General features: G+C 40.0%; 20 protein-coding genes. 12 read left to right on the plus strand and 8 right to left on the minus strand.

Annotated features, from left to right (window positions below):
* Nucleotides 1-25: 25 nt before the first annotated feature.
* Nucleotides 26-1,201 carry a glycerate kinase family protein gene (locus B4U84_RS12395; protein ID WP_131118198.1) on the plus strand — a complete coding sequence of 392 codons (1,176 nt, stop codon included), beginning with the start codon at nucleotides 26-28 and terminating at the stop codon, nucleotides 1,199-1,201.
* 288 nt (nucleotides 1,202-1,489) lie between these two features.
* On the opposite strand, the gene B4U84_RS12400 is transcribed toward B4U84_RS12395, so the two are convergent.
* The 5 genes from B4U84_RS12400 to B4U84_RS12420 all read right to left on the minus strand — a co-directional run bounded on the left by B4U84_RS12400 (nucleotide 1,490) and on the right by B4U84_RS12420 (nucleotide 7,568).
* Nucleotides 1,490-3,064: an iron uptake porin gene (locus B4U84_RS12400; protein WP_131118202.1), complete on the minus strand. Its 1,575-nt coding sequence runs from the start codon at nucleotides 3,062-3,064 to the stop codon at nucleotides 1,490-1,492.
* Nucleotides 3,065-3,104: 40 nt separating this feature from the next.
* Nucleotides 3,105-4,502, minus strand: a complete 1,398-nt coding sequence (locus B4U84_RS12405) for a DICT sensory domain-containing protein (RefSeq protein WP_017313019.1) — start codon at nucleotides 4,500-4,502, stop codon at nucleotides 3,105-3,107.
* Between the two features lie 254 nt (nucleotides 4,503-4,756).
* Entirely contained in the window at nucleotides 4,757-6,256 is a 1,500-nt protein-coding gene (locus tag B4U84_RS12410) for a UDP-N-acetylmuramoyl-L-alanyl-D-glutamate--2,6-diaminopimelate ligase (RefSeq protein ID WP_131118205.1), read from the minus strand.
* Between the two features lie 217 nt (nucleotides 6,257-6,473).
* Complete coding sequence (locus B4U84_RS12415; protein WP_131118208.1) at nucleotides 6,474-6,779, minus strand: glutaredoxin family protein; 306 nt, start codon at nucleotides 6,777-6,779, stop codon at nucleotides 6,474-6,476.
* 42 nt (nucleotides 6,780-6,821) lie between these two features.
* Nucleotides 6,822-7,568, minus strand: coding sequence for a carbonic anhydrase (locus B4U84_RS12420; RefSeq protein ID WP_017313016.1), 747 nt, complete (start codon nucleotides 7,566-7,568; stop codon nucleotides 6,822-6,824).
* Between the two features lie 409 nt (nucleotides 7,569-7,977).
* Here B4U84_RS12420 and B4U84_RS12425 point away from each other — a divergent pair, with 409 nt between their 5' ends.
* Entirely contained in the window at nucleotides 7,978-8,520 is a 543-nt protein-coding gene (locus tag B4U84_RS12425) for a CAP domain-containing protein (RefSeq protein ID WP_017313015.1), read from the plus strand.
* 98 nt (nucleotides 8,521-8,618) lie between these two features.
* Nucleotides 8,619-9,275 (plus strand): ribonuclease H-like domain-containing protein, encoded by a 657-nt coding sequence (locus B4U84_RS12430; RefSeq protein ID WP_017313014.1) that lies wholly within the window; start codon nucleotides 8,619-8,621, stop codon nucleotides 9,273-9,275.
* A 149-nt stretch (nucleotides 9,276-9,424) separates the two neighbouring features.
* Here B4U84_RS12430 and B4U84_RS12435 read toward each other — a convergent pair whose 3' ends face one another.
* Nucleotides 9,425-9,880, minus strand: a complete 456-nt coding sequence (locus tag B4U84_RS12435) for a rhodanese-like domain-containing protein (protein WP_044446823.1) — start codon at nucleotides 9,878-9,880, stop codon at nucleotides 9,425-9,427.
* A 340-nt stretch (nucleotides 9,881-10,220) separates the two neighbouring features.
* Here B4U84_RS12435 and B4U84_RS12440 point away from each other — a divergent pair, with 340 nt between their 5' ends.
* Nucleotides 10,221-11,849 carry a TAXI family TRAP transporter solute-binding subunit gene (locus tag B4U84_RS12440; RefSeq protein WP_131118211.1) on the plus strand — a complete coding sequence of 543 codons (1,629 nt, stop codon included), beginning with the start codon at nucleotides 10,221-10,223 and terminating at the stop codon, nucleotides 11,847-11,849.
* A gap of 74 nt (nucleotides 11,850-11,923) precedes the next feature.
* Here B4U84_RS12440 and B4U84_RS12445 read toward each other — a convergent pair whose 3' ends face one another.
* Both B4U84_RS12445 and pdxA read right to left on the minus strand, forming a co-directional pair.
* The gene (locus B4U84_RS12445; RefSeq protein ID WP_131118922.1) at nucleotides 11,924-12,436 is read right to left on the minus strand and encodes a hypothetical protein; all 513 of its coding nucleotides are present in this window, start codon (nucleotides 12,434-12,436) and stop codon (nucleotides 11,924-11,926) included.
* 87 nt (nucleotides 12,437-12,523) lie between these two features.
* Nucleotides 12,524-13,624: a 4-hydroxythreonine-4-phosphate dehydrogenase PdxA gene (gene pdxA / locus B4U84_RS12450; protein ID WP_131118924.1), complete on the minus strand. Its 1,101-nt coding sequence runs from the start codon at nucleotides 13,622-13,624 to the stop codon at nucleotides 12,524-12,526.
* 310 nt (nucleotides 13,625-13,934) lie between these two features.
* On the opposite strand from pdxA, the gene petM reads away from it, so the two are divergent.
* The 8 genes from petM (at nucleotide 13,935) to B4U84_RS12490 (ending at nucleotide 23,752) form a co-directional block, all read left to right on the plus strand.
* Nucleotides 13,935-14,042 carry a cytochrome b6-f complex subunit PetM gene (petM, locus tag B4U84_RS12455; protein ID WP_016859546.1) on the plus strand — a complete coding sequence of 36 codons (108 nt, stop codon included), beginning with the start codon at nucleotides 13,935-13,937 and terminating at the stop codon, nucleotides 14,040-14,042.
* 147 nt (nucleotides 14,043-14,189) lie between these two features.
* On the plus strand, nucleotides 14,190-15,173 hold the full coding sequence (locus tag B4U84_RS12460; RefSeq protein ID WP_044446817.1) for an SDR family oxidoreductase: 984 nt from the start codon (nucleotides 14,190-14,192) through the stop codon (nucleotides 15,171-15,173).
* A 172-nt stretch (nucleotides 15,174-15,345) separates the two neighbouring features.
* Nucleotides 15,346-16,263, plus strand: coding sequence for an NAD(+) kinase (locus tag B4U84_RS12465; protein ID WP_044446815.1), 918 nt, complete (start codon nucleotides 15,346-15,348; stop codon nucleotides 16,261-16,263).
* A gap of 563 nt (nucleotides 16,264-16,826) precedes the next feature.
* Nucleotides 16,827-17,513 carry a response regulator transcription factor NblR gene (gene nblR / locus B4U84_RS12470; protein WP_016859549.1) on the plus strand — a complete coding sequence of 229 codons (687 nt, stop codon included), beginning with the start codon at nucleotides 16,827-16,829 and terminating at the stop codon, nucleotides 17,511-17,513.
* A 147-nt stretch (nucleotides 17,514-17,660) separates the two neighbouring features.
* Nucleotides 17,661-18,209 (plus strand): DUF192 domain-containing protein, encoded by a 549-nt coding sequence (locus tag B4U84_RS12475; RefSeq protein ID WP_131118215.1) that lies wholly within the window; start codon nucleotides 17,661-17,663, stop codon nucleotides 18,207-18,209.
* Between the two features lie 515 nt (nucleotides 18,210-18,724).
* Nucleotides 18,725-18,919, plus strand: coding sequence for a DUF2949 domain-containing protein (locus B4U84_RS12480; RefSeq protein ID WP_016859551.1), 195 nt, complete (start codon nucleotides 18,725-18,727; stop codon nucleotides 18,917-18,919).
* 721 nt (nucleotides 18,920-19,640) lie between these two features.
* Nucleotides 19,641-22,412 carry a GAF domain-containing protein gene (locus B4U84_RS12485; RefSeq protein ID WP_131118926.1) on the plus strand — a complete coding sequence of 924 codons (2,772 nt, stop codon included), beginning with the start codon at nucleotides 19,641-19,643 and terminating at the stop codon, nucleotides 22,410-22,412.
* Nucleotides 22,413-22,549: 137 nt separating this feature from the next.
* Nucleotides 22,550-23,752 (plus strand): EcsC family protein, encoded by a 1,203-nt coding sequence (locus B4U84_RS12490; protein WP_131118217.1) that lies wholly within the window; start codon nucleotides 22,550-22,552, stop codon nucleotides 23,750-23,752.
* The last annotated feature ends 415 nt before the right edge of the window (nucleotides 23,753-24,167 follow it).

Genomic DNA, 24,167 nt, shown 5'->3' on the forward strand with positions numbered 1-24,167 from the left:
CTTTTTTTAAATAAACAAAACAGCCATGACATTAAGAATTCTCATTGCGCCATCTGGATTTAAAGAAAGTCTTGATGCAGAACAGGTAGCTGATTGTATTGCTACAGGTATCTTGAGAGTTTTACCGGATGTTATTATTCGCAAAGCTCCTTTAGTTGACGGAGGTGAAGGCTTTACTAAAACTCTAGTGGCTGCCACCAACGGTACTCTACATTACCTGGATGTTACTGGACCGATTGGACAAAAAGTGCAATCTTACTTTGGCTTTCTTGGGGGAACAACTCAGAAAACTGCTGTCTTGGAAATGGCTGCGGCGGCGGGGTTGCGTCTTGTACCCTTAAATATGCGGAACCCGATGATCACAACGACCTATGGTGTTGGTGAGTTAATTAAAGCGGCGTTGGATGCTGGCGCACAGCGCATCTTAGTTGGTTGTGGTGATTCTGGCACTAATGACGGAGGTGCTGGTATGGCGCAAGCTTTGGGTGTGAAGTTACTAGATGATGCCCGAAAGCAGTTAAAGTTGGGTTGTGGTGAGTTAATCAAACTCAAACAGATTGACTTTTCTGAAAAAGATCCACGTCTGGAACAGGTACAGATTGATGTGGCTTGCAATTGGCATAATGTTTTGTGTGGTGAGCAAGGTGTTGCTAGGGTGTTTGGCCCTCAAAAAGGTGCATCGCCCCAAATCGTGGCACAGATGGCTTTAGCTCTGGAACACTACGCCGCAGTCATTGAAACCGATTTAGGTATTGATGTCAGAGAAATGCCTGGTAGTGGTGCATCTGGTGGTTTAGGCACGGGTTTGCACGCGTTAATAGGTGCAGAACTACACCCAAGATACGATATTGTTATGCAGTACCTGGAATTAGATAATTTGATTCCGGAAGTAGACTTGGTGATTACTGCTGAGGGATGCATTGACTACCAAACCCCACGGGGTAAGATTCCCGCCGAAGTTGCAAAGCGAGCAAAACGCTATAGATTGCCTGTTATTGCCCTTGTAGGAACTATTGGTAAAGATGCGGAGATCAATTTACGTCAAGGCATAGATTATTACAACAGTATTTTAACTCACCCCTGTCAACTCAGTGAGGCGATCGCCCAAACTAAAATCCTGTTAACAAATGCAGCCGAACAAGTAGCGCGTTTACTTTTAGTTGGGCGGCAAATCAGACATTGTACTCCTATAGGATGGTGAACTACCTACACGCTCCCTGACGGTACTGAATGGCTGTGTCAGGTAAATAAGTAAGTCGGAACAAATGTAGAGACGTGCCATGGCTCGTCTCTACTCGTTGGGGTCGTCATTTGTGAGCCAGCGCGGTCTTGGGGGTCTCCCCCATGTAGACGCCTAAGCGGCTTCCCGCAGGGTGCGACTGGCGAACCCGTAAGGGTCATTGGTCATTGGTCATTAGTAAGAATTTTAGGCTTGTTTACTTTCCGTAACATGGTTAGGTTTATTCCCGCCGACTTACTTAACTATCAATTAAAACTCAAATCTAGTGCGAATAGTGCCAACAAAAATGCTGTCATTATTATCATTATGTTCGGGGTTGGTAATCACAAACATACCTGGAGTGATCGAAATATTATCTGTGACTTGAAGGCGATAAAAAGCTTCTAAATGTAAAGAAGTATCTTTATCGGCTATTTGGCTACTTTCTGTAACTTTTGGTGGCATCCCAAAAACAAAACCTGCTAAATTACCTTTACCTCCCAAATCTGGAAAAGCTAAAGTTACAGCATAATTCAAAATATCTGCTTCATCATCGCTGACTCTAGACTCTGCTTTTATATAACCAACCCAACCAGAAACAATAAATTTGGGATTAACTCGCCAGCTAGTTTCTAAACCAAATGAATTCGCAGTAGTAGAAACATTGCCAAATGGCCTGCGGGCAATTAAACTACCTGTACTACCTGTCAAATTCACTCCACTTTCGCCACCTCCTGCATAGTAGGAATGAAGGTAAGTTAAAGCAATACCGAAATTATCAACTGGTTGAAAAGTCAAATGTCCTAGTGCTGAGTAATTTCCATTAAATAGCCCGTTTTTCTCCGTTGGCACTGAGGCGTCATTTGTCATGTAGGCTAAACCAAGATTTGTATTTTTACTCAATTGATAGTTGATGCCTAACCCTGTTCCGTCAACACTCCGTAAAATAGGGTTATACCTGCCAAATCGAGAAATACCACCGCTACCGCTACTTGCTAAAGGATTAAGAGGTTCAGCAATGTCATTTAATTCCATTTCCGTTGCAGCGACTGTTACTTTTACCTTGTCGCCAATAGGGAAAAAATAATAGACTTCATCCAAGACCACATCATTATCTGTATCTTCATCAAATCCCAAACGGGTCATTTGCGTTCCTGTAATGCTGTCATCTAACTCAGTCATATTTCCCGATTCTAAGCGCACATTTAAACCATCTTTGCCTGTAAAACTAGTTACAAAATTTAAACGTACGCGCTGGGCAAATATGACGTTTTCATCTAATTCTGGATTATTATTTCGATTGTCATCACTATCGGCAGCATTCTCACCAAAAACACCAGCGATTGCAAAAATTACTTCTCCTGCTAGTTTAGTAGTGGTTGAAAATTGATTGGCTTCTAATTCAGCGTTTTTACTTTCTAACACATCTACTCGACGGCGTAGTATTCCCAATTCTGTGGAGAACTCTGCTTGTAGTTTTTGCAGTAAGGCTAAATCTTCTTTAATTACTAAATTATCTTTAGCAGTAGCAATCAATTCTTGCATTCTTTGTAGACAAGTATTTAAGCTGGCTGCAAATTCATATCGTGTCATTGCTTGATTACCACGATAGGTAGCGCTTGGATAACCAGCAATACAACCGTAGCGTTCTATTAGTGATTGTAAAACTTGAAATGCCCAGTCTGTAGATTTAACGTCAGATAGTTGAGAAACTGATGTTATTTGTGATATTTCTTGTAGAGAAAACTGCGGCTTATTTTCCACAGCTAAAACCTGGGTTGAAATAGATAATTTAGCGATGGTAAAGCTGGAAACAAAGATTAAAGAGTTAAACCAATTGTTCATTTTTGTAGTCAAGGTTTGGATTTTCTTTTTTCTTTTTCCCCTAAGCAAAACCTATTGGGACAGCTGCTAACTGGACTGTAAAAGTGGAACCTTCGGAAGGTTTGCTTTTGACGGAAATAGAGCCACCACATCCGTGTAGTAGTTGCTGTACAATTGTGAGACCCAAGCCTGCACCACCAGGATCTTCTATTGGTAGTGGACGCACGCGATAAAAACGGTCAAAAATTTTGGTAATTTCGCTTTCGCCAATACCGATACCGCTATCACGAAATTCTAATTGAACATAATTACCTTGGAGACGTCCCCGCACCCAAACTTGACCTCCTTTGGGAGTATATTTAATGCCATTGGAAAGCAGATGAATCACAATTTGCCTAACTCCTCCACTTACACACCAAACACCAGGGAGGTCTGTTGGTACGGTGTAGGCTAACATAACTCCTTTTTCTTGTGCTAGGGGCTGATAGGTACTAACTACTCCAGGTACAATGTCTGCAAGGTGTACTGTTTCTAAGTGCATTGCTTCCAAGTTATGCTCAACCTGCACCAGTTCCAAGACACCATGAATTAGCGAATTTTGACGATCGCATTGAGTACTAAGCATTTGCGAATAGCGCTGGCGTTGGGGGTTTTTCAGACTAGGCGAATTTAATAAACTTAAAGCAGTCTTCATGTGTGTCAGAGGTGTACGCAGCTCATGACAAACATTGCTTAAGAATTCGTCTTTGATCTGCAAACTATGGTGTAGTGTTTGTTTGTGTTGTTCTATCTTAGCTATGCGTCGAGAAATAATTTGACGGTTAATTTCATCCTGTCGTTGTAGTTGTTTTGTCAACAATTGACTCATCAATGCTGGTTCAGGCGTACTAGTACAAATCAAATCATCTAGTGCGATCGCATATTTTTCTGGCACGATTGCTTGTTTTATACCATCTAATACTTGCTGGATTATTTGTGATTCAATAGTAGTAATAGTCAACAAATTTCTCTGATTTTTAATTGCTTTTTCAGCTACTGTTAAGCTGCAAAATTTGGCTGATAATACTATTAAGAAATACTCTCGATGTATTTTGTAAATAGGCTGTAGAGGTGTTTGGGACTGTTTCCCGTAGGTTTGAGACGGTGAAATTATAGAGAGAGTGTTTCTCTGAGTTTCCTCATCAACCAAAGTATTCCCCACACTCTCAACTTGGCAATTATAAACAACTCCAGAATTATCCAATTGCTGTTGATAGCGCTGAATTTCTGAATGCCAAATTTTTCCTGGAGGTAGTTTTACCCATAAAGTTGCTGGTATCTGCTGTTCTATTAATAAGTCAATTTGTGACTTCAACAGAGATAGCAGACTAGCAGGAGTCACCGACGAAACAAAAGGAGGCGTTTGTCCAGCCAAAGCCAGTTGGAATATTGATAGTTCCTGAACCAGAGAAACATTCATTTGTTATTTGTCATTTGTTATTTGTCATTTGTTATTTGTCATTTGTTATTTGTCATTTGTCATTTGTTATTGGTAGGGGGATGGGAAATAATTTTATACTACTCACTTCTAGTTCCAAGAACGCCGATTCAGTATTTATAAATTGTCTTTAATGATTAAGACAAGGAGAGGAAGAAACAAAGAAGAAAAATTCTCCCTTGTCCCCCTTGTCTCCCTTGTCTCCCTTCTTCTCCCCCAATCCCCGACCCCAATCTCTAAGGTTTAGCCCTTAGCTTTTCTTCTAGGGCTTCGCGTGCGTGTTCTCTGTCGTCAAAGTGTATTTTTTCGGTTCCCAGAATTTGGTAATCTTCGTGACCTTTACCAGCTAGCAGGACACCATCTCCTGGTTGTGCTTCCAAAATTGCACTCCGAATGGCGGTAGCGCGATCGCAGATCACTATTGGCTGAATCGTTTCCGGTATTCCTGTTAAAATATCCTGCAATATCTGCTCTGGATCTTCAGTACGGGGATTATCGGATGTCACTACTGCTACATCAGCTAGTTCGGCTGCTATTTTACCCATTTTTGGGCGCTTAGTTCTATCCCTATCTCCTCCGCAACCAAACACACAGATCATCTTACCAGGAATAAACGGACGTGCAGCTTTGAGCAAGTTCTCTAAACTATCAGGAGTGTGAGCATAGTCTACAATCACACTGATGTCCTGTTGTGGGTTCACCTGTACTCTTTCCATGCGTCCGGGAACACCCGGAAATTCTGGTATTACAGATACCACCAATTCTAAATCTAAACCTAAGTGTAAAATTGCTCCGACTGCTGCCAAAAGATTTTCCAGATTATATTGACCAACTAGGGGTGAACGAAAAGCGACATCACCTTTTGGTGTGTGCAGTTTACCACTAACACCATTTGGTTCGTAACTTAAATCACTCATCCATAAATCAGCAGTGGAATTGCTGACACTATAACTCCAAACTTTATTTGCATCTAAAGATGTAATTAATCGCTGTCCGTAGGCATCATCGGCGTTAATTATTGCCCGCCCTTTGAGATAATCAGAATTAAATAGCAAAGCTTTGGCCGCGAAGTAATCTTCCATATCGCGGTGAAAGTCGAGATGGTCTTGAGTCAGGTTACTAAACACCCCAACTTCAAATTGACAGCCCATTACCCGTCCTTGTGCCAAAGCGTGGGAACTAACTTCCATCACACCATACTCGTTACCAGCAGCGATGGCTGCTGCTAGCTGGTGTTGCAGTTCAACTGCAAACGGTGTGGTATGAATGGCAGTTTGGGTGAACCCTGGCCAACGAGTATACAAAGTACCCATTAAAGCCGTAAGTTTATTGGCTTTGTGAAGGAAATATTCAATCAAATGGGTGGTTGTAGTTTTACCGTTCGTACCTGTAACACCCACAAGCTTGAGTTTTTGTCCTGGATAGTCATAAAAAACTTTAGCTAATTGGGCGCAGGCTTTTGTCATGTCTGTGGCGATAATGACACAAGCGTCTGGGTTGGGGGGGTGTTTTTGTGCGGCGCTAGGAGATATGATTGCTGCTACAGCACCAGCTGCTGTAGCACTTTGCCAAAAATCCCCGCCATCAACTCGTGTTCCAGGCATACCAATAAATAAATCTCCTGGACTGGTAGCATGGGAATTTGTTGTTAATCCTGTCACCTCACTATCCATTGCTGGATGTTCAGGTAAATGCACAATCCCTTCTACACTGGCTATTAACTCCCGCAGTTTCATGTTGTGAACCTCTTCAAAAAAGGAACTATAGGCTAGTGTTCTATCGCATTAGTTTTGATAGATTCGTAGTAAGCACCAAGGGTGCTTAAATATTTGAGGATTAAAGTCCTCACTACGAACCCAGCAAAGTTGGTGTGGTGGACTACTAGGGTTAGGGACTAACCCTAACCGATAGCTTGCGCTTTATTCTGCACTATTTTCCTTTTTCTACAAATACTTATAGATACTTCCGGAGTAAATTTTCCAACTGTTGTACTGTTGCACGGGGAGAAGGACGGGGTATAAGTTGTATTTTCTGTTCTCTGTTTGCGGGATGGACATCCTGAGCGCAGTTTGCTTGATTGGCTACAAACAAGACAGGAACCTCATATTGGTAAGCTTTAAACCAATCGTCATCAGTGGTAATGTCCCGAACTTCTAGCTGTAGGGATGGAAAATTTTCCATCTCTACAATTTTTTCTAACTTTTCCTGCAAACCCTCACATAAATGACATCCCGGCTTACTGTATAAGATCAATTGCATTTGTTGATACCAATTCTCACATTGCCAACCAACAGACTTTTATTAGGTTACGATAGATACTTTACTAGTATCCACATCGTAACGAGCGCCAACAATTTTAAGTTTATTTTGACGAACAAGTCTAGATAAAATTGTTGAATCTTCTATTAACTTATTTGCTTGATATTTAATGTTGGCTACAACTGCATGATCTTGTAAATTTTCTGGAGACGATTTGATTGTTTCAACAGCAGGTTTGATACCTTCAATTATCAAACCCATTCTGCCAGAAACGGGTTCATCTTCAAGTGCTTTTGCGACTGCACCACATTTTTTGTGACCTAAAACTACAATGAGTTGAGAACCTAATACTGCTGTGGCGTATTCTACGCTACCAATGGTTGCGTCACAGGCAACATTACCAGCGATTCTGACTACAAATAAATCCCCTAATCCTTGATCAAAGATGATTTCTGCTGGGACGCGAGAATCTGCACAGCCTAATATCGTAGCAAAAGGATATTGGGCTTTAGCAATCAGTTGTCTACGTTCCCTAGATTGATTAGGATATTGAGGTTTTTGCTGTGCAAAGCGCTGGTTTCCATCCAGTAGACGTTTTAAAGCTTTTTCAGGACTAACTGGAATACGATTGGCTGTTACAGCATCAGCGAGAGTTGTTTGGGGTGCGATCGCTTGCTGTACATTGGCTGATATTTCACAACCAGTAACACTGGCTACTATACCAATACTTCCTGCACCTGCTAGCTTCAAGAAATGGCGACGTCCAACAAATCCATTAATTCGACTCATCAATTTAGCTCAATAATGGAATCCAGTTATTCAAAGCTTTATTCGCTCAGGAAAATAACAATTTTTCCAGCTTCCAAGAGTAGGAATTGAGACGATTTAATAGTTATTTAATTTTTATTAAAAAAGATGTAAAGGTATAAATGTATAAGGATGTGAAAAAAATAGTAAATTTAATTAAGTGCAAATACTGGAATAAAATTAGGTGTTTATTTAACTTCTTGAATATTTCATTTTTTATTTGGAATTACTTCACATTTATAGGATTGTAATTAACTGTAATTAACGCCAAAATCGGGATAGGCAAACATTTGGAAAGTTCTTGAATACTGAAAATTATACGAGTATCTCAAGCAACAAAAATCCAGGGTGCATGTCTCATCAATCAAGTAAACTACTTAAGTAATCGTTCATGATTCGACAATCTGCTTTTGGCACTGCTTTAAGTATGCTTGTCCTTGCTGGTGGGTTAACAACCACTTCACTAGGTCACACTTCAACGAAAAATTTGTTCGCCAATCAGACGTTACTGAATCCATCACCTCAGATTGCGTCTGTTGCTACTTTCAAAACAACTGATTTGGAAAAATTAGTTTTTGAGCGAATTAATCGATATCGAGCTTCTCTGGGTCTAAAAAAACTCACTCTAAATGCAAATATCTCTAAACAAGCAAGAATTCATAGCCAAAATATGGCTAGAGGTAAAGTCCCCTTTAGCCATCAAGGATTTGAACAGCGAGTTAATGCTATTCCTATTCGCTACATAAGCGCCGCCGAAAATGTTGCTTATAATTTAGGATATAGTGACCCAGCAGCAGAAGCTATCACTGGCTGGATCAAAAGTCCTGAGCATCTAGTCAACATTAAAGGCAATTACAATCTAACTGGAATTGGTGTGGCTACCAACAATAAAGGTGAAGTTTATTTGACACAAATTTTCATCGGTAATCGGTAATTATTATTAGTCACTAACCACTAACCAACAACTACAATAATGTAGTGTCTGATGGGATTATTTTCTAGTAGACACTGCTTTATTTTTGTGATGATTACATGGAATTACAAGATTTTCAAGTTTGCGATCGCGACCTGAGCGACACTACTCTATCCCAATATTTACAAGCTGATGCGATGGTGCAAAGCACCCGCCTTACGGCGATCGCAGTTGATACAGAGACAATGGGATTAATACCGCAGCGCGATCGCTTGTGCTTAGTACAATTATGTAATAGCCAAGGCCAAGTAACAGCCATCCGTGTTGCTAAAGGACAAACTGAAGCTCCTAACTTAAAAAAATTACTGGAAGCAGCGAATATTGTTAAAGTGTTTCACTTTGCCCGTTTCGATGTTGCTACCTTACGTTACCATCTAGGGATTCACGTCAATCCAGTCTTCTGTACCAAAATAGCTAGTAAATTAGCTCGTACCTATACACCACGTCATGGCTTAAAAGATGTCGTGCAAGAACTAGAACAAGTAGAACTAGATAAAAGTTCCCAAAGTTCCGATTGGGGAAACGCTGATCGACTCACAGAAGCTCAACTTAGTTACGCTGCTAACGATGTCCGCTACTTGCTCAAAGTTCAGCAGAAACTGATCGCAATGCTTGAACGAGAAGAACGTTTGCAGATCGCTCAAGAATGCTTTCAGTTTTTACCGACTATCGTTTCCCTAGATTTGTTGCAATTTAAGGATATATTTGAACATTGACTTTTGTGTCAATGGTCAATTGTCAATGGTCAATGGTCAATGGTCAATTGTCAATGGTTATTGTTCTTACAAAAAGAGGTAAGAGTATGAACCAAGAACTATAAGTCCATTCAACGAATGACAAATGACCAATGACAATTGACTAAAATTTATACTTCTTTTTCTGCTTGTTCTGTGTGTTCTTTCAAACGATCCACAACATTGTATGCACCAGAACTGGGAGGAACTTGTGCTTCTACAACACCTTCAGTTGCACCACCAATTGCTTTCCATGCAGCCAAACCACCTTTGAGTTCGGATACATGTTCAAAACCAGCACTTCTCAACGACTGTGCAGCTTGGGCTGTTTCTTCCTCAGTTGCACCGTAAACATAGATATCCCGACTTTTGGCGATGGTTGCTGTTGCACGATCTACCAATTCATTTAATGGCATTGGCATCGCACCTGTGATATGTCCTTGGTTGTGAGTTTGGCGATCGCGCACATCTAAAATTGTTAATGCAGGTTCTCCCCACTCTAAACGAGATTTCAATACATGCACATCAGACTGTGCATCAATTGGGGGCTGTGAAGGAATTATATTTTCTACAAGTTTGTTATCCATAATTTTTCCTCATTTATTTTGATTAAGCACACTCACAAAGCCTGAGAACGCCAAGACATGAACACACACAGCGTCCTCCGGATTTGAATCTCCCTAAAGATGAGTGCAGAATTTGAGTGACTGACCAAAATGTACCCAAAAAAGCGACTAAAACTTCTCTTTCTTGAGAATGAAGCTGATGAATTTCTCTCTATCTATCTAGAGGTATATTGCTTTTTCAAAATTTGTTTTGTCAGTTTGGAAATTATTTTTGACGTTTAACCAAGACTTAATCTTTGTTAAATATAATACATTAAATTATTATGATATTAATTGCTTTACTAGATAAAACTTTACATGTATGGCTATATCTAAAAATCCTCGGAATTTGGGTTTTATCAGTTTTTTTGAAAACCTTGATTCTCAATCAAAATTAGTATTTATTAGCCTTGGTTTTGCCAGCGTCGGTTTAGTCTTATTTATTATCTCGAATATAATTGTCCGCCTCACTTCACCACAACTTACTCTTGCTGCGGGAGATCCAGAAGGAGAAAGCTATATTATTAGCGAGGCTATTCAAAAGGTCGTACAAAAAAAATCCAACATTAACATTAAAGTAGTTGCAACCGGCGGTACAACAGAAAATTTAGAAATGTTACAGACAGGAAAAGCTGAGTTAGTGACGGCTCAAGCAGATGTGATTGGGCAAGAAATGGATATGATTGAAAGTCGTCAATCTCACTCAGCAACTTCTCAGATTCAAGCTTCTCCACGGGCTGTAGTAGTGTTGTATCAAGATTTGTTCCAGTTAGTCGTCAGAGATCCAAATATTAAGAGCTTTGAACAATTGCGGGGTAAAACAATTGCTTTACCTGCTAAAGGTGGACAATATAAATCTTTTTTGAAAATTGCAGAACATTATGGTTTGGTGAAACAAGATAAACCAGATGTAATAATTTCAGGTTTACAAAGTAAATATTACGATGATCGGCAAGCAGAGGAAGACTTTAAATCAAAAAGAGCAGATGCGTTGTTTCGTGTCCGCGCTTTAGGTAATCTTGGTATTGCCAAGCTCGTCCAAGATCAAGATGGGCGCTTGTTAGCAATTGCTCAAGCACAAGCAATGAAAATCAAGTATCCTGCTTTTGAAAATGCGAAAATTCCCCAAGGAGCATACAGGGGTAATCCACCTATGCCATTGACTGAATTAGATACAGTCGCTATAGATCGGCTAATGGTGGCTAGCGAAAAAATCGATGACAATGTAATTCGAGAAATAACACGCATTATATTTGAAAATCGTCAAGAAATAGCAGATGCGATCGCGGAAAGTCATGCCGAAGTCAAACCTTTAGTTGCTAGTATTACACGTCCCAGAGATAATGATGGTACAGGTATACCAATTCATCCAGGTGCGATCGCTTTTTACGAACGAGACAAACCATCTTTTGTCCAAGAAAATGCAGATTTTTTAGCCTTAATTTTAACAACTTTCTTACTAGTAGCTTCTTGGTTACGACAACTGAAATTATGGGTTGAACGTAGGAAAAAAGATAAAGCGGATGACTATATTAATACGGCTATCAAATTAATGGATAAAGGTATAGGTAAGCTAGAAGATAGACAAAAACAACTAGATCATACTTTTAAAAATGCTGCTGAGGCTTTAATCGCCGAAAGAATTTCTCAAGAATCATTTCGTACTTTTAATGAAGCTTATAAAACTACAAGAGAAGCAATAGAAAGGGAAAAAGAAATTTCCTATCAAGAAATAGAGCAAAAACAAAGAGAAATTTCTGCGGAGTATATTAAGGCAGTCGTAGTATTATTACAAGATAAAACCGTCAGCAAAGATTTACTACACAAAGAATTAGACCAAATTCTCGAACAAGTAGCCAGTGATTTGATTGCTGAACAGATTTCTCAAGAATCCTATCGAACTTTTGTGGAAGCATATAAAATTACCAAAGATGCGATTGAACAGAAATAATGAGATCGGCATAAATAAATTAATAAAAAAGGTGGCTTTTCAACCACCTTGACAAAAAATCAATTCAAAAACTTTTAAGTCAATACAAAATCAACATCACTTGTTCCACTAGTTTCAGATTTTCCAGAACGCAATTGTTGATTATTCACTTCCACAGCAAAAGGTGTGCTGTCTAAATTCAGATTGTAGTCAGTTTTATCATTGGTATACCCAACACTGGCGATCATCTTCCGACCTTGATCAGTGTAGAGAAAAGCCAACATTTGATTTTTTTGTTGCTTATTGTCGTATGCCCAAATGACCATATATTGATTGTTTTCATAATCAAATATTTTAGGTGGTCGATTTGGGACGTAACGTCCTGCTTCACCAAAACTTTTGTCTAGAAAATCTTGTACAGAGTTAGTTTCTACAGTTGCATAAGCAACTTCTTGGGGAGACGTAGCTACAGCATCACCTTGACTCTCATCAACAACTTCCTCCTTCCCACGATTGCGGAAATAGTCTACCGCGGCTTTAGTTCCAATAGCACCAACAGCAGCAATTCCAGTACCGATGAGTATGTTGCGAAGTTTATTATTATTCATCATTGATTGTGAATGTTAAAAACACCACAGATAATAGTCAAGGGTCAAGGGTCAATAGTCAAGATTTGATTGTTGATTTGTGGTTAATTATTTAATTTTGAATTTTGAATTGTTTTGTCTCCTCACCCTTGCTAATTCACCTGCTAAGTTGATCGCTGCTTTCATGCTGGTTGCATCAGCAATTCCCTTACCTGCAATATCAAACGCTGTACCATGATCTGGCGATGTACGAATAAAAGGTAGACCGATAGATGTATTAACAGCCCGGTCAAATGCCATTAACTTGACCGGAATTAGACCTTGGTCGTGATAAAGTGCCAGGTAAGCGTCTGCGGCTTTGGTTGAGTCAACGCCACCGTACCAAGCTTTACCTGGCTCAACCCACATTGTATCGGGCGGAATTGGGCCATTTAGTTGCCATTGGGGACGTTTTTGCCGTTCTTGTTCTAGCCAGGGAATAATTTTATCTAATTCTTCATGTCCGAGTTGTCCCTGTTCACCGCTGTGGGGATTTAAACCCGCGATCGCAATTCTGCCACTATCAAGACCAAAATCTTTTTCTAAACATTCCACCAGTAAATCGAGTTTTTTTGTCAGCAACTCTGGTGTTAATGCTTCAGGTACTTGACATAAAGGTATATGTGTAGTAACAAGTAAACACCGTAGTGTCCAACTTGTGTGGGGCGATCGCGCTACGAACAACATGCCAAATTTATCTGTACCTGACTTTTCGGCTAAAAGTTCTGTTTGGCCTGGATAATCATATCCTGCTGCTTTCCAAGCAGATTTGGCAATCGGAGCAGTCACGATCGCATCAAATTCACCTTTTTGAGTACAGGCGATCGCACGTTCCATGTAGGCGAAACTAGCTGCACCACTGGCTGCATTACCTGTCCCCATCACAATTTCGCGTTTCATTTCTTCTTCTAACGGTACATCCAGAATTGATAAATTTTCTGGATTCGCTAGAGGTACTAAATTCCCACTGACAAGAACCCTAGTATAGTTTTCCAAAAGTAAATCTTGGCTACCCACAATCGTCACATCAAAATTTTTGCTCAGTTCTGGATCTGCCAAAGCTTTTAGTATCACTTCTGGTCCGATTCCGCTTGGATCTCCCAAGGTTAGCGCTAGGCGTGGGCGATGTTGTAATGGTGATCTGAGGTTTTTTTGCTCGGACTGAGACATCATATAAATGATTTTCTTAACACAGCTTGTCACTTTCCTTCATTAAAACCGCCTCAATGCGATAATGTTAAGTGTCACCCAACAAAGGAAAATGGAGTATAACAAATAGCAGCACTTGCTTTGTGGCTGTCTACACAAATAATCACCAAAGCAAGCAAGACATACTATGTTATTCTGCTTTATTTTTATAGGTTAATCTGAGAACCTGTGTCACAATACTTCATATTAGTTTAATTCTAACAGCAGTTCTAAAAGGCTCTGGTAGACTTAACTTAATTCAACAATTTGTAAAAAAGGAGAACTACAACAAATGGGCGGCGAAATGTTCAATGCAGCTCTACTATCCTTTGGCTTAATTTTTGTAGGCTGGGCTTTAGGTGCGTTGTTGCTAAAAGTCCAGGGTGCAGAAGAAGAATAATTCTTTGAGTTGAAATTTTTACCAGACCGAGAGGCTTTGCTGTAGTCTCTCGCTCCAGTCATAATGAAAAAAATGTAAACTTTTGTTTGCTCATCTAATTCTGTTAAGATTTTATTCATAAAACTTTAAGTTTCGCAAAAAACCCTCATGACATTATTAATTGTCGGTGCCACTGGCACCTTGGGAAGACAAGTGGCTCGTCGTGCCATCGATGAGGGGTATAAAGTACGTTGTCTTGTCCGGAGTGCTAAGAAAGCCGCATTTCTCAAAGAGTGGGGTGCGGAACTTGTACCGGGAGACCTGTGCTACCCCCAGACATTAAAAGCTGCATTAGAAGGTGTTACTGCCGTAATTGATGCGGCTACATCTCGTCCTACCGATTCATTAAGTATTAAAAAAGTGGACTGGGAGGGCAAGGTATCCTTAATTCAAGCATGTTTAGCAGCAGGTATAGAGCGTTTTATATTCTTCTCCATACTGGATGCCGACAAATACCCAGAAGTCCCACTGATGGAAATTAAGCGGTGTACAGAAATTTATTTGGCAGAATCGGGCTTAAACTATACCACCTTACAATTAGCCGGCTTTATGCAGGGCTTAATTGGTCAATATGGAATCCCCATTTTAGAAAATCAGCCAGTTTGGGTAACAGGTGAATCTTCACCCATAGCCTACATGGACACTCAGGATATAGCTAAATTTGCAGTTCGAGCATTAAGTGTACCAGAAACTGAAAAGCGGACTTTCCCAGTTGTGGGTACTCGTGCTTGGAGTGCAGAAGAAATAATTAGCTTGTGCGAACGCTTATCAGGCAGAGAAGCTAGAGTAACACGGATGCCAATTAATTTACTGCGTACTGTCCGTAAAATGCTCCGCTTCTTCCAGTGGGGATGGAATGTAGCAGACAGGCTAGCATTTACAGAAGTACTCGCAAGTGGTAAACCTCTCAACGCTTCGATGAATGAAGCATACCAGGTTTTTGGCTTTGATTCCAAAGACACCACAACCCTAGAAAGCTACTTGCAAGAGTACTTCAATCGCATTATGAAGAAACTGAAAGAGCTAGATTACGAGAAAAATAAAAAGAAAAAAGACAAAAAAACTCCTTTTAAAAAAGTCAATAGTCAATAGTCAATAGTCAATGGTCAATGGTCAATGGTCAAAAGCTATTAACAAAAGTCTAATTACCAATGACAATTGTACAGACGCCAGGAACACCGCGTCTGTACTAATGACTAAATTGACCAAAGTATGTCACGATTAACATAATAAAGAGCAGTGCCTAAAGATTGGATATTTGAGTGTGCCGAAAGTAGGCATTATCTACAACGACGTTAAACCGATAGCCGGTCGCGTCGCTATTGAACTTAAAGAAAAGTTCACCGCCCACGGTTGGGATGTCTGCATCACAACTGGTATCGGTGGCATGTTGGGCTACTCTACCCCAGAAAGTCCTATATGTCACACACCTATTGAGGGTTTGACACCTCCTGGTTTCGACCCAGAAACAAAATTTGCTGTCGTGCTAGGGGGAGATGGCACAGTCTTGGCAGCATCCCGTTTAGTTGCTTGTAGTGGTATCCCCATGCTCACTGTAAATACAGGTCACATGGGATTTTTGACGGAAACTTACCTCAATCAGCTACCTCAAGCAATAGATCAACTAATCGCGGATAAGTATGAAATCGAAGAACGAGCAATGCTCACTGTCAGAGTGTTTCGGGGAGATTCAATCCTGTGGGAAGCCCTCTGTTTGAATGAAATGGTGTTACATCGAGAACCATTGACCTCGATGTGTCATTTTGAAATTGCAGTGGGTCGTCACGCACCAGTTGATATTGCTGCTGATGGTGTGATTATTTCTACACCAACAGGTTCTACTGCTTATTCATTGAGTGCTGGGGGTCCGGTTGTAATTCCGGGTGTACCTGCATTACAGCTAGTGCCTATTTGTCCCCATTCTTTGGCATCAAGGGCATTAGTATTTCCTGATACAGAACCAGTCAACATTTACCCAGTCAATACTCCTCGATTGGTAATGGTAGTTGATGGTAATGGCGGGTGTTATGTTTTGCCAGACGATCGCGTAAACGTAGAGCGATCGCAATACTGTGCTAAATTTATTCGCCTGCAATCGCCAGAATTTTTCCGAGTTCTCAGGGAAAAACTAGGTTGGGGTCTGCCACATATTGCTAAACCAACCTCAGTGGAGTTGCCGTAATCGGGGATCGGGGAAAGGGGATTGGGGATTGGGGAAGGTAGGGGTCCCCTTTGGGGATAATGGGAAGGTGGGGTCCCCTTTGGGGAACTCGGGGCCCCCACTCCCCCAAGGGAGTGGGGATTAGGGGCGAAGGGGTAACGGGGATCGGGGAAATGGGGAGATAATTATTGACCAATCATTCCTTGATGGTACAAGAAAGCAGACCCTTCCGTGGAATAAATCGAAAATCCAACATCCAAAATCCTCAACAAGAAAGCAGACCCGTCCGTGGGGTCAATCCAAAATCCAAAATCCTGTTAGAGGATGACCATTACCCATTACCCATTACCCCAAATATTAAACTAGAGATTAAATTTTCTGCATATAGAGTTTTTTATTGCTAAAGCTATAGTTTGACGTGCTACAAAATTTGGAATAGCGTGTCAGTTCAGGATAATCTTAATCACTCTCAACGTATTAATTACGCTACTATCCTGATCTACAAACGTTCATTAGAACATTTGTATAAATCCAAAATCTAAAATCCAAAATCTAAAATCTAAAATCTAAAATCCAAAATCCATATGACGCTTGCTCACAACCCCTGTGTTTTGGTGATTGAAAGCGACGAGAGTTTGGCTCATCAGATCGCTTTTGATTTAAAAGAATCTGGCTATGATTCTGTTGTGGCTCATGATGGGGTGAACGGTTTGCAACAAAGCCGTGATCGCCAACCAGCTTTAGTTGTGATTGACCGGATGCTGGCAGGAGAATCTGGACTGTCTTTGTGTAAAAATCTGAGAACCACAGGAGTGCGATCGCCTGTGCTGGTCTTAATGGCACGGGATACAGTTGATGACCGGATAGCTTGCCTAGAAGCAGGAGCTGATGACTATTTTCTTAAACCTTACCGTTCGGAAGATTTTTTAAACTTAATTCGCCTCTACTTAAAACCTGATGTAGACACCACAGAACAGTTACGTTTTGCCGATTTGGTTTTAGACCTCGCTACCCGTCGCGCTATTTATAATGGACGGGCGATCGACTTAACAATGAAAGAATTTGAATTACTAAAATATCTGATGGAACATCCGCGCGAAGTCCTAACCCGCGAACAAATTTTGGAAAATGTTTGGGGTTATGACTTCATGGGTGAATCAAATGTGATAGAAGTATATATTCGTTACCTACGTTTAAAAATAGAAGACGAAGGACAAAAGCGCCTAATTCAAACAGTGCGCGGTGTCGGTTATGTCTTGAGAGAATCTTAGTTACCAGTTACCAGTTATCAGTTATCAAATTCAATAACTTACTGTTAAAAGTTCCCTATCTACTGACCAAGACCAATAACCAATGACCAATGACTATTGTACAGACGCGATGAATCGCGTCTACCAATGACCAATGACCAATGACCAATGACCAAAACTATCCTTCTTATCCTCACAAGTGTCCTGTTAATAAGCTGTTCATCTCTTCCAGCAGCAAAATCTTCCACTGATACACTTAGTTCTCAAATTCAACCAGTGAAAACTGAGCAATTATCACTTGATACTAGTAAGGGTCAGCAGTTACCTATTTCCGCTCAGGCTGTTGTTCCCAATGGCACCAAAATTGATTTGGAAGTGGCACAAACACCAGAACAACAAGCAATGGGGTTAATGTATCGACCCGCTTTAAGCCCAAATCGAGGAATGTTGTTTCAATTTCCTACACCGATGGCGGTCAATTTTTGGATGAAAAATGTACCTGTACCTCTAGATATGGTTTTTCTACGCAAAGGAGTTGTGCAGGCGATCGCACCCGCTGTTCCACCTTGTACTGCTGAACGTTGCCCTACCTATGGTCCCAAAACCCTAGTAGATCAAGTCATTGAACTGCGTTCTGGACGAACTAGCGAACTAGGATTAAAAAAAGGAGATTTTGTTAAAATTGCTTATTTGGACTCAGTTAAATTACGCAGATAAAATATTCAACTATGATGCTAAAACGCTTATATGACAAGATATAAGAAAATTTTGATAAAAAAATAATTAACTACCTAGTAAAAAAGTTAATAGTCAAGTTAATATTTAAAACAGTGTCAAACAGATAAGCCCTGACGTATTCAAGCTGGGGCCTATACTTTCGCTTTCTGTAACTAAAATCTATCTTTTGGCGTACGTGTAAAGATTCGCCAATGAGCGATTATTTAGCTAAGGAATCCTTCTCACTACAGGTGTGTTTAGCTAAACAACTGAGGTAAAAAGGATAAACCCAACTTAGCTAGGTTAGCTACTCGATATTTACAAAGTAAAAGTAGCGCTACAATTAATAACTTCAACAGTGTTTTTATTCAAAAACACAAGATGCACAAGCATCGTTTATCGATTGATTGTGTTAGCTCAGTGAATAATAAAAGGCTTGCTGTAAGCCCTGTGAACTAATACCTAACAGTAGTCTCAGGGAAAAGCATAAACAAAATAAGGGGGTGAACTACAAAATGCTACCATCTAACTACACACAACTAATTCGTTTTTTACAAGAGGATTTGGCAATTTCGGCGGCTTCTATCAATGTTGCACTCCGCCACAGCAAGCAAGATCCTGGCCCTTTGCCAATGATTCTTTGGCAGTACGGGTTGATAACTCTCGAACAGTTAGAACAAATCTACGACTGGATGGAAACTGCGGCATAGATTAGGGATAGCTCGTTGAAGGAAACAAAAAATGTGTAATCAAGTGTGCTTCCTACGAAGTCTCGCAAGAAGGATAGTGAGCTTAAGCAATTTATACTGTTTCACTTATAACAAGTTACAAGAGCGGGTTGATAATTCAGCCCGCTCTTTAAATTTGTTAACAATTTGTCATTGGTCATTGGTCATTGGTAGACGCGATGAATCGCGTCTGTACAATAGTCATTGGTCATTGGTCATTTGTACTTTGTAATAAAGCAATGGCTAGTAATTAAAATGTTTTAAATAAATAATTTTTATAGTAGTATTATTTCGGTTGTCTATTTGTAACAAAGGTTCTATTTTTATAATTAAAATACTTAATATAGTTATTTCATCCGTAAAAATAATATAAATACGCGTATTTCTGTATTGTTTTTATATTCTTATCTAAGTAGAACAGCCTCAATAATTAAAGGTTTATAATCAGGACTTTAGTCCTCACATAAGGACTGTACGCCTAGCGTTTCCATAGGGTAGTCCTTACTACGAACTAGATTTTAGTAATTTGACATTACTTCACATAGTTTGTTTTTTTCAAATCGTTCTACTTATATATTAAGAATGTATGAACAAAAGTATAATCATAAACCCCTATTAATGACGCGTGTCTACACGTTTTGTTATTCCTGTGTCTTTATCAATTCCCTCTTCTTCCCTACTCCAGCAAATACCAGTCGGCTTAATGGTATTGGGTACAAATGCAGAAATTCTCTTTTGCAATGTGTTAGGTTCTCAATTGCTACATCGTACAGAACAAGAACTTTTGGGAACTACTGCTTTTGATGGTAGTTGGCAAGTTTTGCAAGCAGATGGAACAGCATTTGTTAATCCAAGACTGCTGCTTTCAAAACAAGAAAATTTGGTATTGGGTATTACTCATCCCCAAAATAGTAGTTACATTTGGTTGCTGGTAAATACTCAACTGCAAGATCATACAAAGCAAACAATTTGTACTTTCAGTCAGATTACTGAACGACAAAGTAGTGAAGTTAGCCTGCATCACACTCAAACTCGCTTGGAACAACAAAATCAAGTTTTGTTGACACTGGCTAAGAGTAAAACTATGGCATTAGGTGATTTAAATAATGCTTTAGATGAAATTACAGAAGCTGCTGCTAGGACATTGAGAGTAGAACGTGTTAGCGTTTGGCTTTACAATCGCGATCGCTCCAAAATTCACTGTCTCAATCTCTACGAGCAAACGCTAAACCGTCACAGTAGTGGTACAGAATTAGCAGCAATAAACTATCCAGAATACTTTCAAGCATTAGAAACAGAGCGTACTATTGCTGCTAATGATGCTTATACCGATCCTCGTACCTGGGAATTTGGGACAGCCTATTTACCTGCGGTTGGCGTCACATCTATGTTAGATGCACCTATTTGGTTAGAAGGGAAAATGATTGGGGTAGTCTGTCACGAATTTACTGGGGGTGTGCGCCATTGGACTATTGAAGAACAAAATTTTGGGGGTTGTATTGCTGACTTAGTTACTTTAGCAATGGAGGCAAACCAGCGTCAAAAAGCCCAAGAGGCCCTACGACAAAGTGAAGCCAAGTTTCATAAACTTACAACCCACATGCCAGGGGTAATATATCAGTTTGTCCTACATCCTGATGGTTCGATGGATTTTCCCTATCTCAGTTCCTATTGTCGGGAAATGTTTGAATTAGAGCCAGAACAGGTACAACAAAATGGGGAACTGGTACTATCACAAGTTCATCCTGATGATCGCCCCAGTTTAGATGAGTCTATTGCTATCTCAGCTACAACCTTACAACCTTGGGTCTGGGAAGGACGTTTTATTAATCCTAGTGGAAGGTTGAAGTGGCTTTCTGGTGCTTCTCGTCCAGAGAAACTGGCAAATGGTGATATTCTCTGGGATGGCTTGTTAATGGACATTACAGAACGCAAACACACTGAAGCTGCTTTAGCGAAGCGAGAACGTTATTTAGCAACACTAGTAGAAGTACAACGGCGATTGCTAGCTGATGATACTGATGGCAATTGTTACACACATATTTTAGAACCTTTAGGGCAAGCTTCTGGTGCTAGTCGTGTTTACCTGTTCGAGAACTTGCGAAATCATACAGAAAAATTGTTTCCTCGCCAGCGTGGCGTCTGGTGCGCTAAAGAAATTAACAACCTAAACTTACAAAATTTACCCTTGCTAGAGATTTTTCCCCGTTGGATTGAATTGTTAGCAAGGGGTGATATTGTTGCAGGTATAGCTACAGAATTTCCCCAGCCAGAACAAGGCATACTTAATACTCATAAAATTTTCTCGATTCTGGTTCTGCCCCTAATAGTAAACAATAAATTCTGGGGCTTTATTGGTTTTGATAATTGCCAAGAAGCACGTTCTTGGGATTCCTTGGAAGTAGATTTATTAGCAGCAGCCGCCGCAGCAATTGCTCTCCACCAAGAAAGAGCATTAGCAGAAAAATCATTATCTCAGGCTAAGGAGGAATTAGAAATTCAGATAGACAAGCGAACCAAGGCTTTAAAAGATGCTAATTACCAATTATTATTAGAAATTTCCGAACGTTCTGCCGCGCAACGTGCCTTACAAGTATCTTTAGAAAATTTGAAAAAAGCCCAAACTCAACTTGTTCAAAGTGAAAAAATGTCTTCTTTAGGACAAATTGTTGCTGGTATTGCCCATGAAATTAATAATCCGATCAGTTTTATTGCTGGCAATTTACTATATGCCAATCAATACACATCTGATCTACTTGATATGTTGCGCTTGTATCAAAAATACTGTCCTCAACCAGGAGCAGAAATTTTCAAGCGATCGCAAGAAATAGATTTCGATTTTTTGGTAATAGATTTGCCTAAACTTTTGGAATCTATGGAAGTGGGTGCTAAACGTATTAGTGATATAGTCCTCTCTTTAAGAAACTTCTCACGCCTTGATGAAGCTGAGATGAAATCTGTGAATTTGCACGAAGGCATAGAAAGTACTCTATTAATTTTACAACACCGACTTAATTCTCAAAATCGTAATTCTGCAATTCAAATTATTAAAGATTATGGCAAATTACCCAACATTGAATGCTATCCAGATAAACTCAATCAAGTCTTTTTTAATATTCTGAATAATGCCATCGATGCTTTAGAAGAGTCAACCGTTCATCGTCAACAGTCGATAGTTATAAATTCTGGACTTTTGACTAAATCAGAAATTCGCATTTCCACAGAACTTGCTGTTAATAATATCCGCGTACGAATTGCTGATAATGGTCCTGGGATGAGTGAACAAGTCAAAGCACAAGTATTTGATCCCTTCTTTACTACCAAACCTGCTGGTCGTGGTTCTGGTTTAGGATTATCTATTAGCTATCAAATTGTCGTTGAAAGTCATAAAGGCGTGTTGTGTTGCACTTCTAAACAAGGAGAAGGAACAGAATTTTGTATTGAAATTCCAGTTTGGCAGAATGTAACTTCCTAAAAACACAGAACTTACATTCGTAGTGAGGACTTTAGTCCTGATTTTTCACCACCGACTTATCCTTAGAGAAAGAGGTCAAGGCGATCGCACCTCCGCTAAAACCTAAATAGAAAGAATATTATTGAAGGTGCCAAGCAATGGCAGATAAATCTCAAAAAGATAAAAAAACAGATAATACACCTGCTACCGATATCAAAGAAGATAAGCATACTTTATTAGAATCCTTTGCCGAAACATTAGGCTGTGCAGCAGGAACTGCTGTGGGAGTAGGAACAGTAGCTGGTAGCACTGCGATCGAAGCTGGAAAAGCAGTTGCAGAAACAGCAGCTGAAGTAGGGGAAGCAGCAGCCAAGCAAGCACGACACCTAATTGAGCAAGCAACTCATACAGCAGGACATGTAACAGAACGTCTCGGTGAGAATTGGCTTATCCGTAGAGTTGCTGGGGTGTTAAACCTTAATTGGTTGGTTGGTGCGAGTGACAATGTTGATTTAGAAAAATCCGCAGCTACGGTGAAAAAGCTTCAGCAAGAACATCCTGATGAATCACCTAGCCAAATTGCTCACCGGATTATGGTAGAGAAAGCAGCGAAAGCAGGTGGAATAGGGTTTGCAAGTAGTATATTACCAGGATTTGCCGCGGCCCTATTGGCGATAGATTTAGCAGCTACAACCCAGTTGCAGTCAGAAATGATTTATCAGATTGCTGCCTCCTATGGGTTAGATTTAAAAGATCAGAGCCGTAAAGGTGAAGTGTTGGCAATTTTTGGTTTAGCTTTCGGTGGTGGTCGTCTGTTGAGAACAGCAGGTTTAGGTTTGTTGCGAAATGTACCTTTTGCTGGGGCGGTGATTGGTGCTAGCTCAAACGCAACGATGATTTATTCTTTAGGATATGCGGCTTGTCGATTTTATGAAGCCAAGCTAGATGAATCCAAATCTTTAACTTCTGAAGAAACTTTAGCAGAACTCAAGCAAGAAAGCGAAAATTATTTAGAAACTGCGATCGCTCAACAAACAGTGATGGATCAAATTTTAGTTCACATGATCCTCGCCAGACATCCAGACAAGACTTGGGAAGAAATTTTACCAGAGTTACAAGCCTTAAATCTCAGTCCAGCTTCTTTAGAAGTAATAGGCAAAGATATTAAATCACCCCAGCCATTGCAAGAACTGCTGAATCAACTTAACCGAGATTTTGCCATACCACTGTTAGTTCAGGGTTACAAAATTGCCAAAATAGATGGTGAAATTAAGCCAGCAGAACAAAAAGTAATTGATGCGATCGCCACTAAATTTAGTATTGATTTGAACAAAATTCAGTCAATAGTCAATAGTCAATAGTCCAAAATAGGCGTTGCTAAATTTGGTCATGAATGATGTTTGTGTACATATTTGTCGTTCGATAGGAAATCCTTGTAGAGACGCGTTCGCTTTTAGCGTTTCCGCAGGGTAATTTCGCGTCTCTACATAAGCGTGAATGATAAATTCATATCTTGATTCAGCAACGCCCAAAAATATATGTAGCTCCCCGACAACTCATGGGGATACAACTGGCGAATAGGGGGTCATCCTCTAACAGGATTTTGGATTACCCTGCGGGAAGTCGCTTACGCGTCTATGGATTTTGGATTTTGGATTTTGGAATTGATCCCACAAATCAATCTGGGGGTTTGTTGGAGTTTACAAATTCAGGATTTGATTGTATTGTTTTGAGCAAATTTCGCACAAGATTATGCTTCCGCAATCCCCGATTCCT

The sequence above is a fragment of the Westiellopsis prolifica IICB1 genome, from assembly GCF_004323185.1.
Classification (GTDB): domain Bacteria; phylum Cyanobacteriota; class Cyanobacteriia; order Cyanobacteriales; family Nostocaceae; genus Pelatocladus; species Pelatocladus prolificus_A.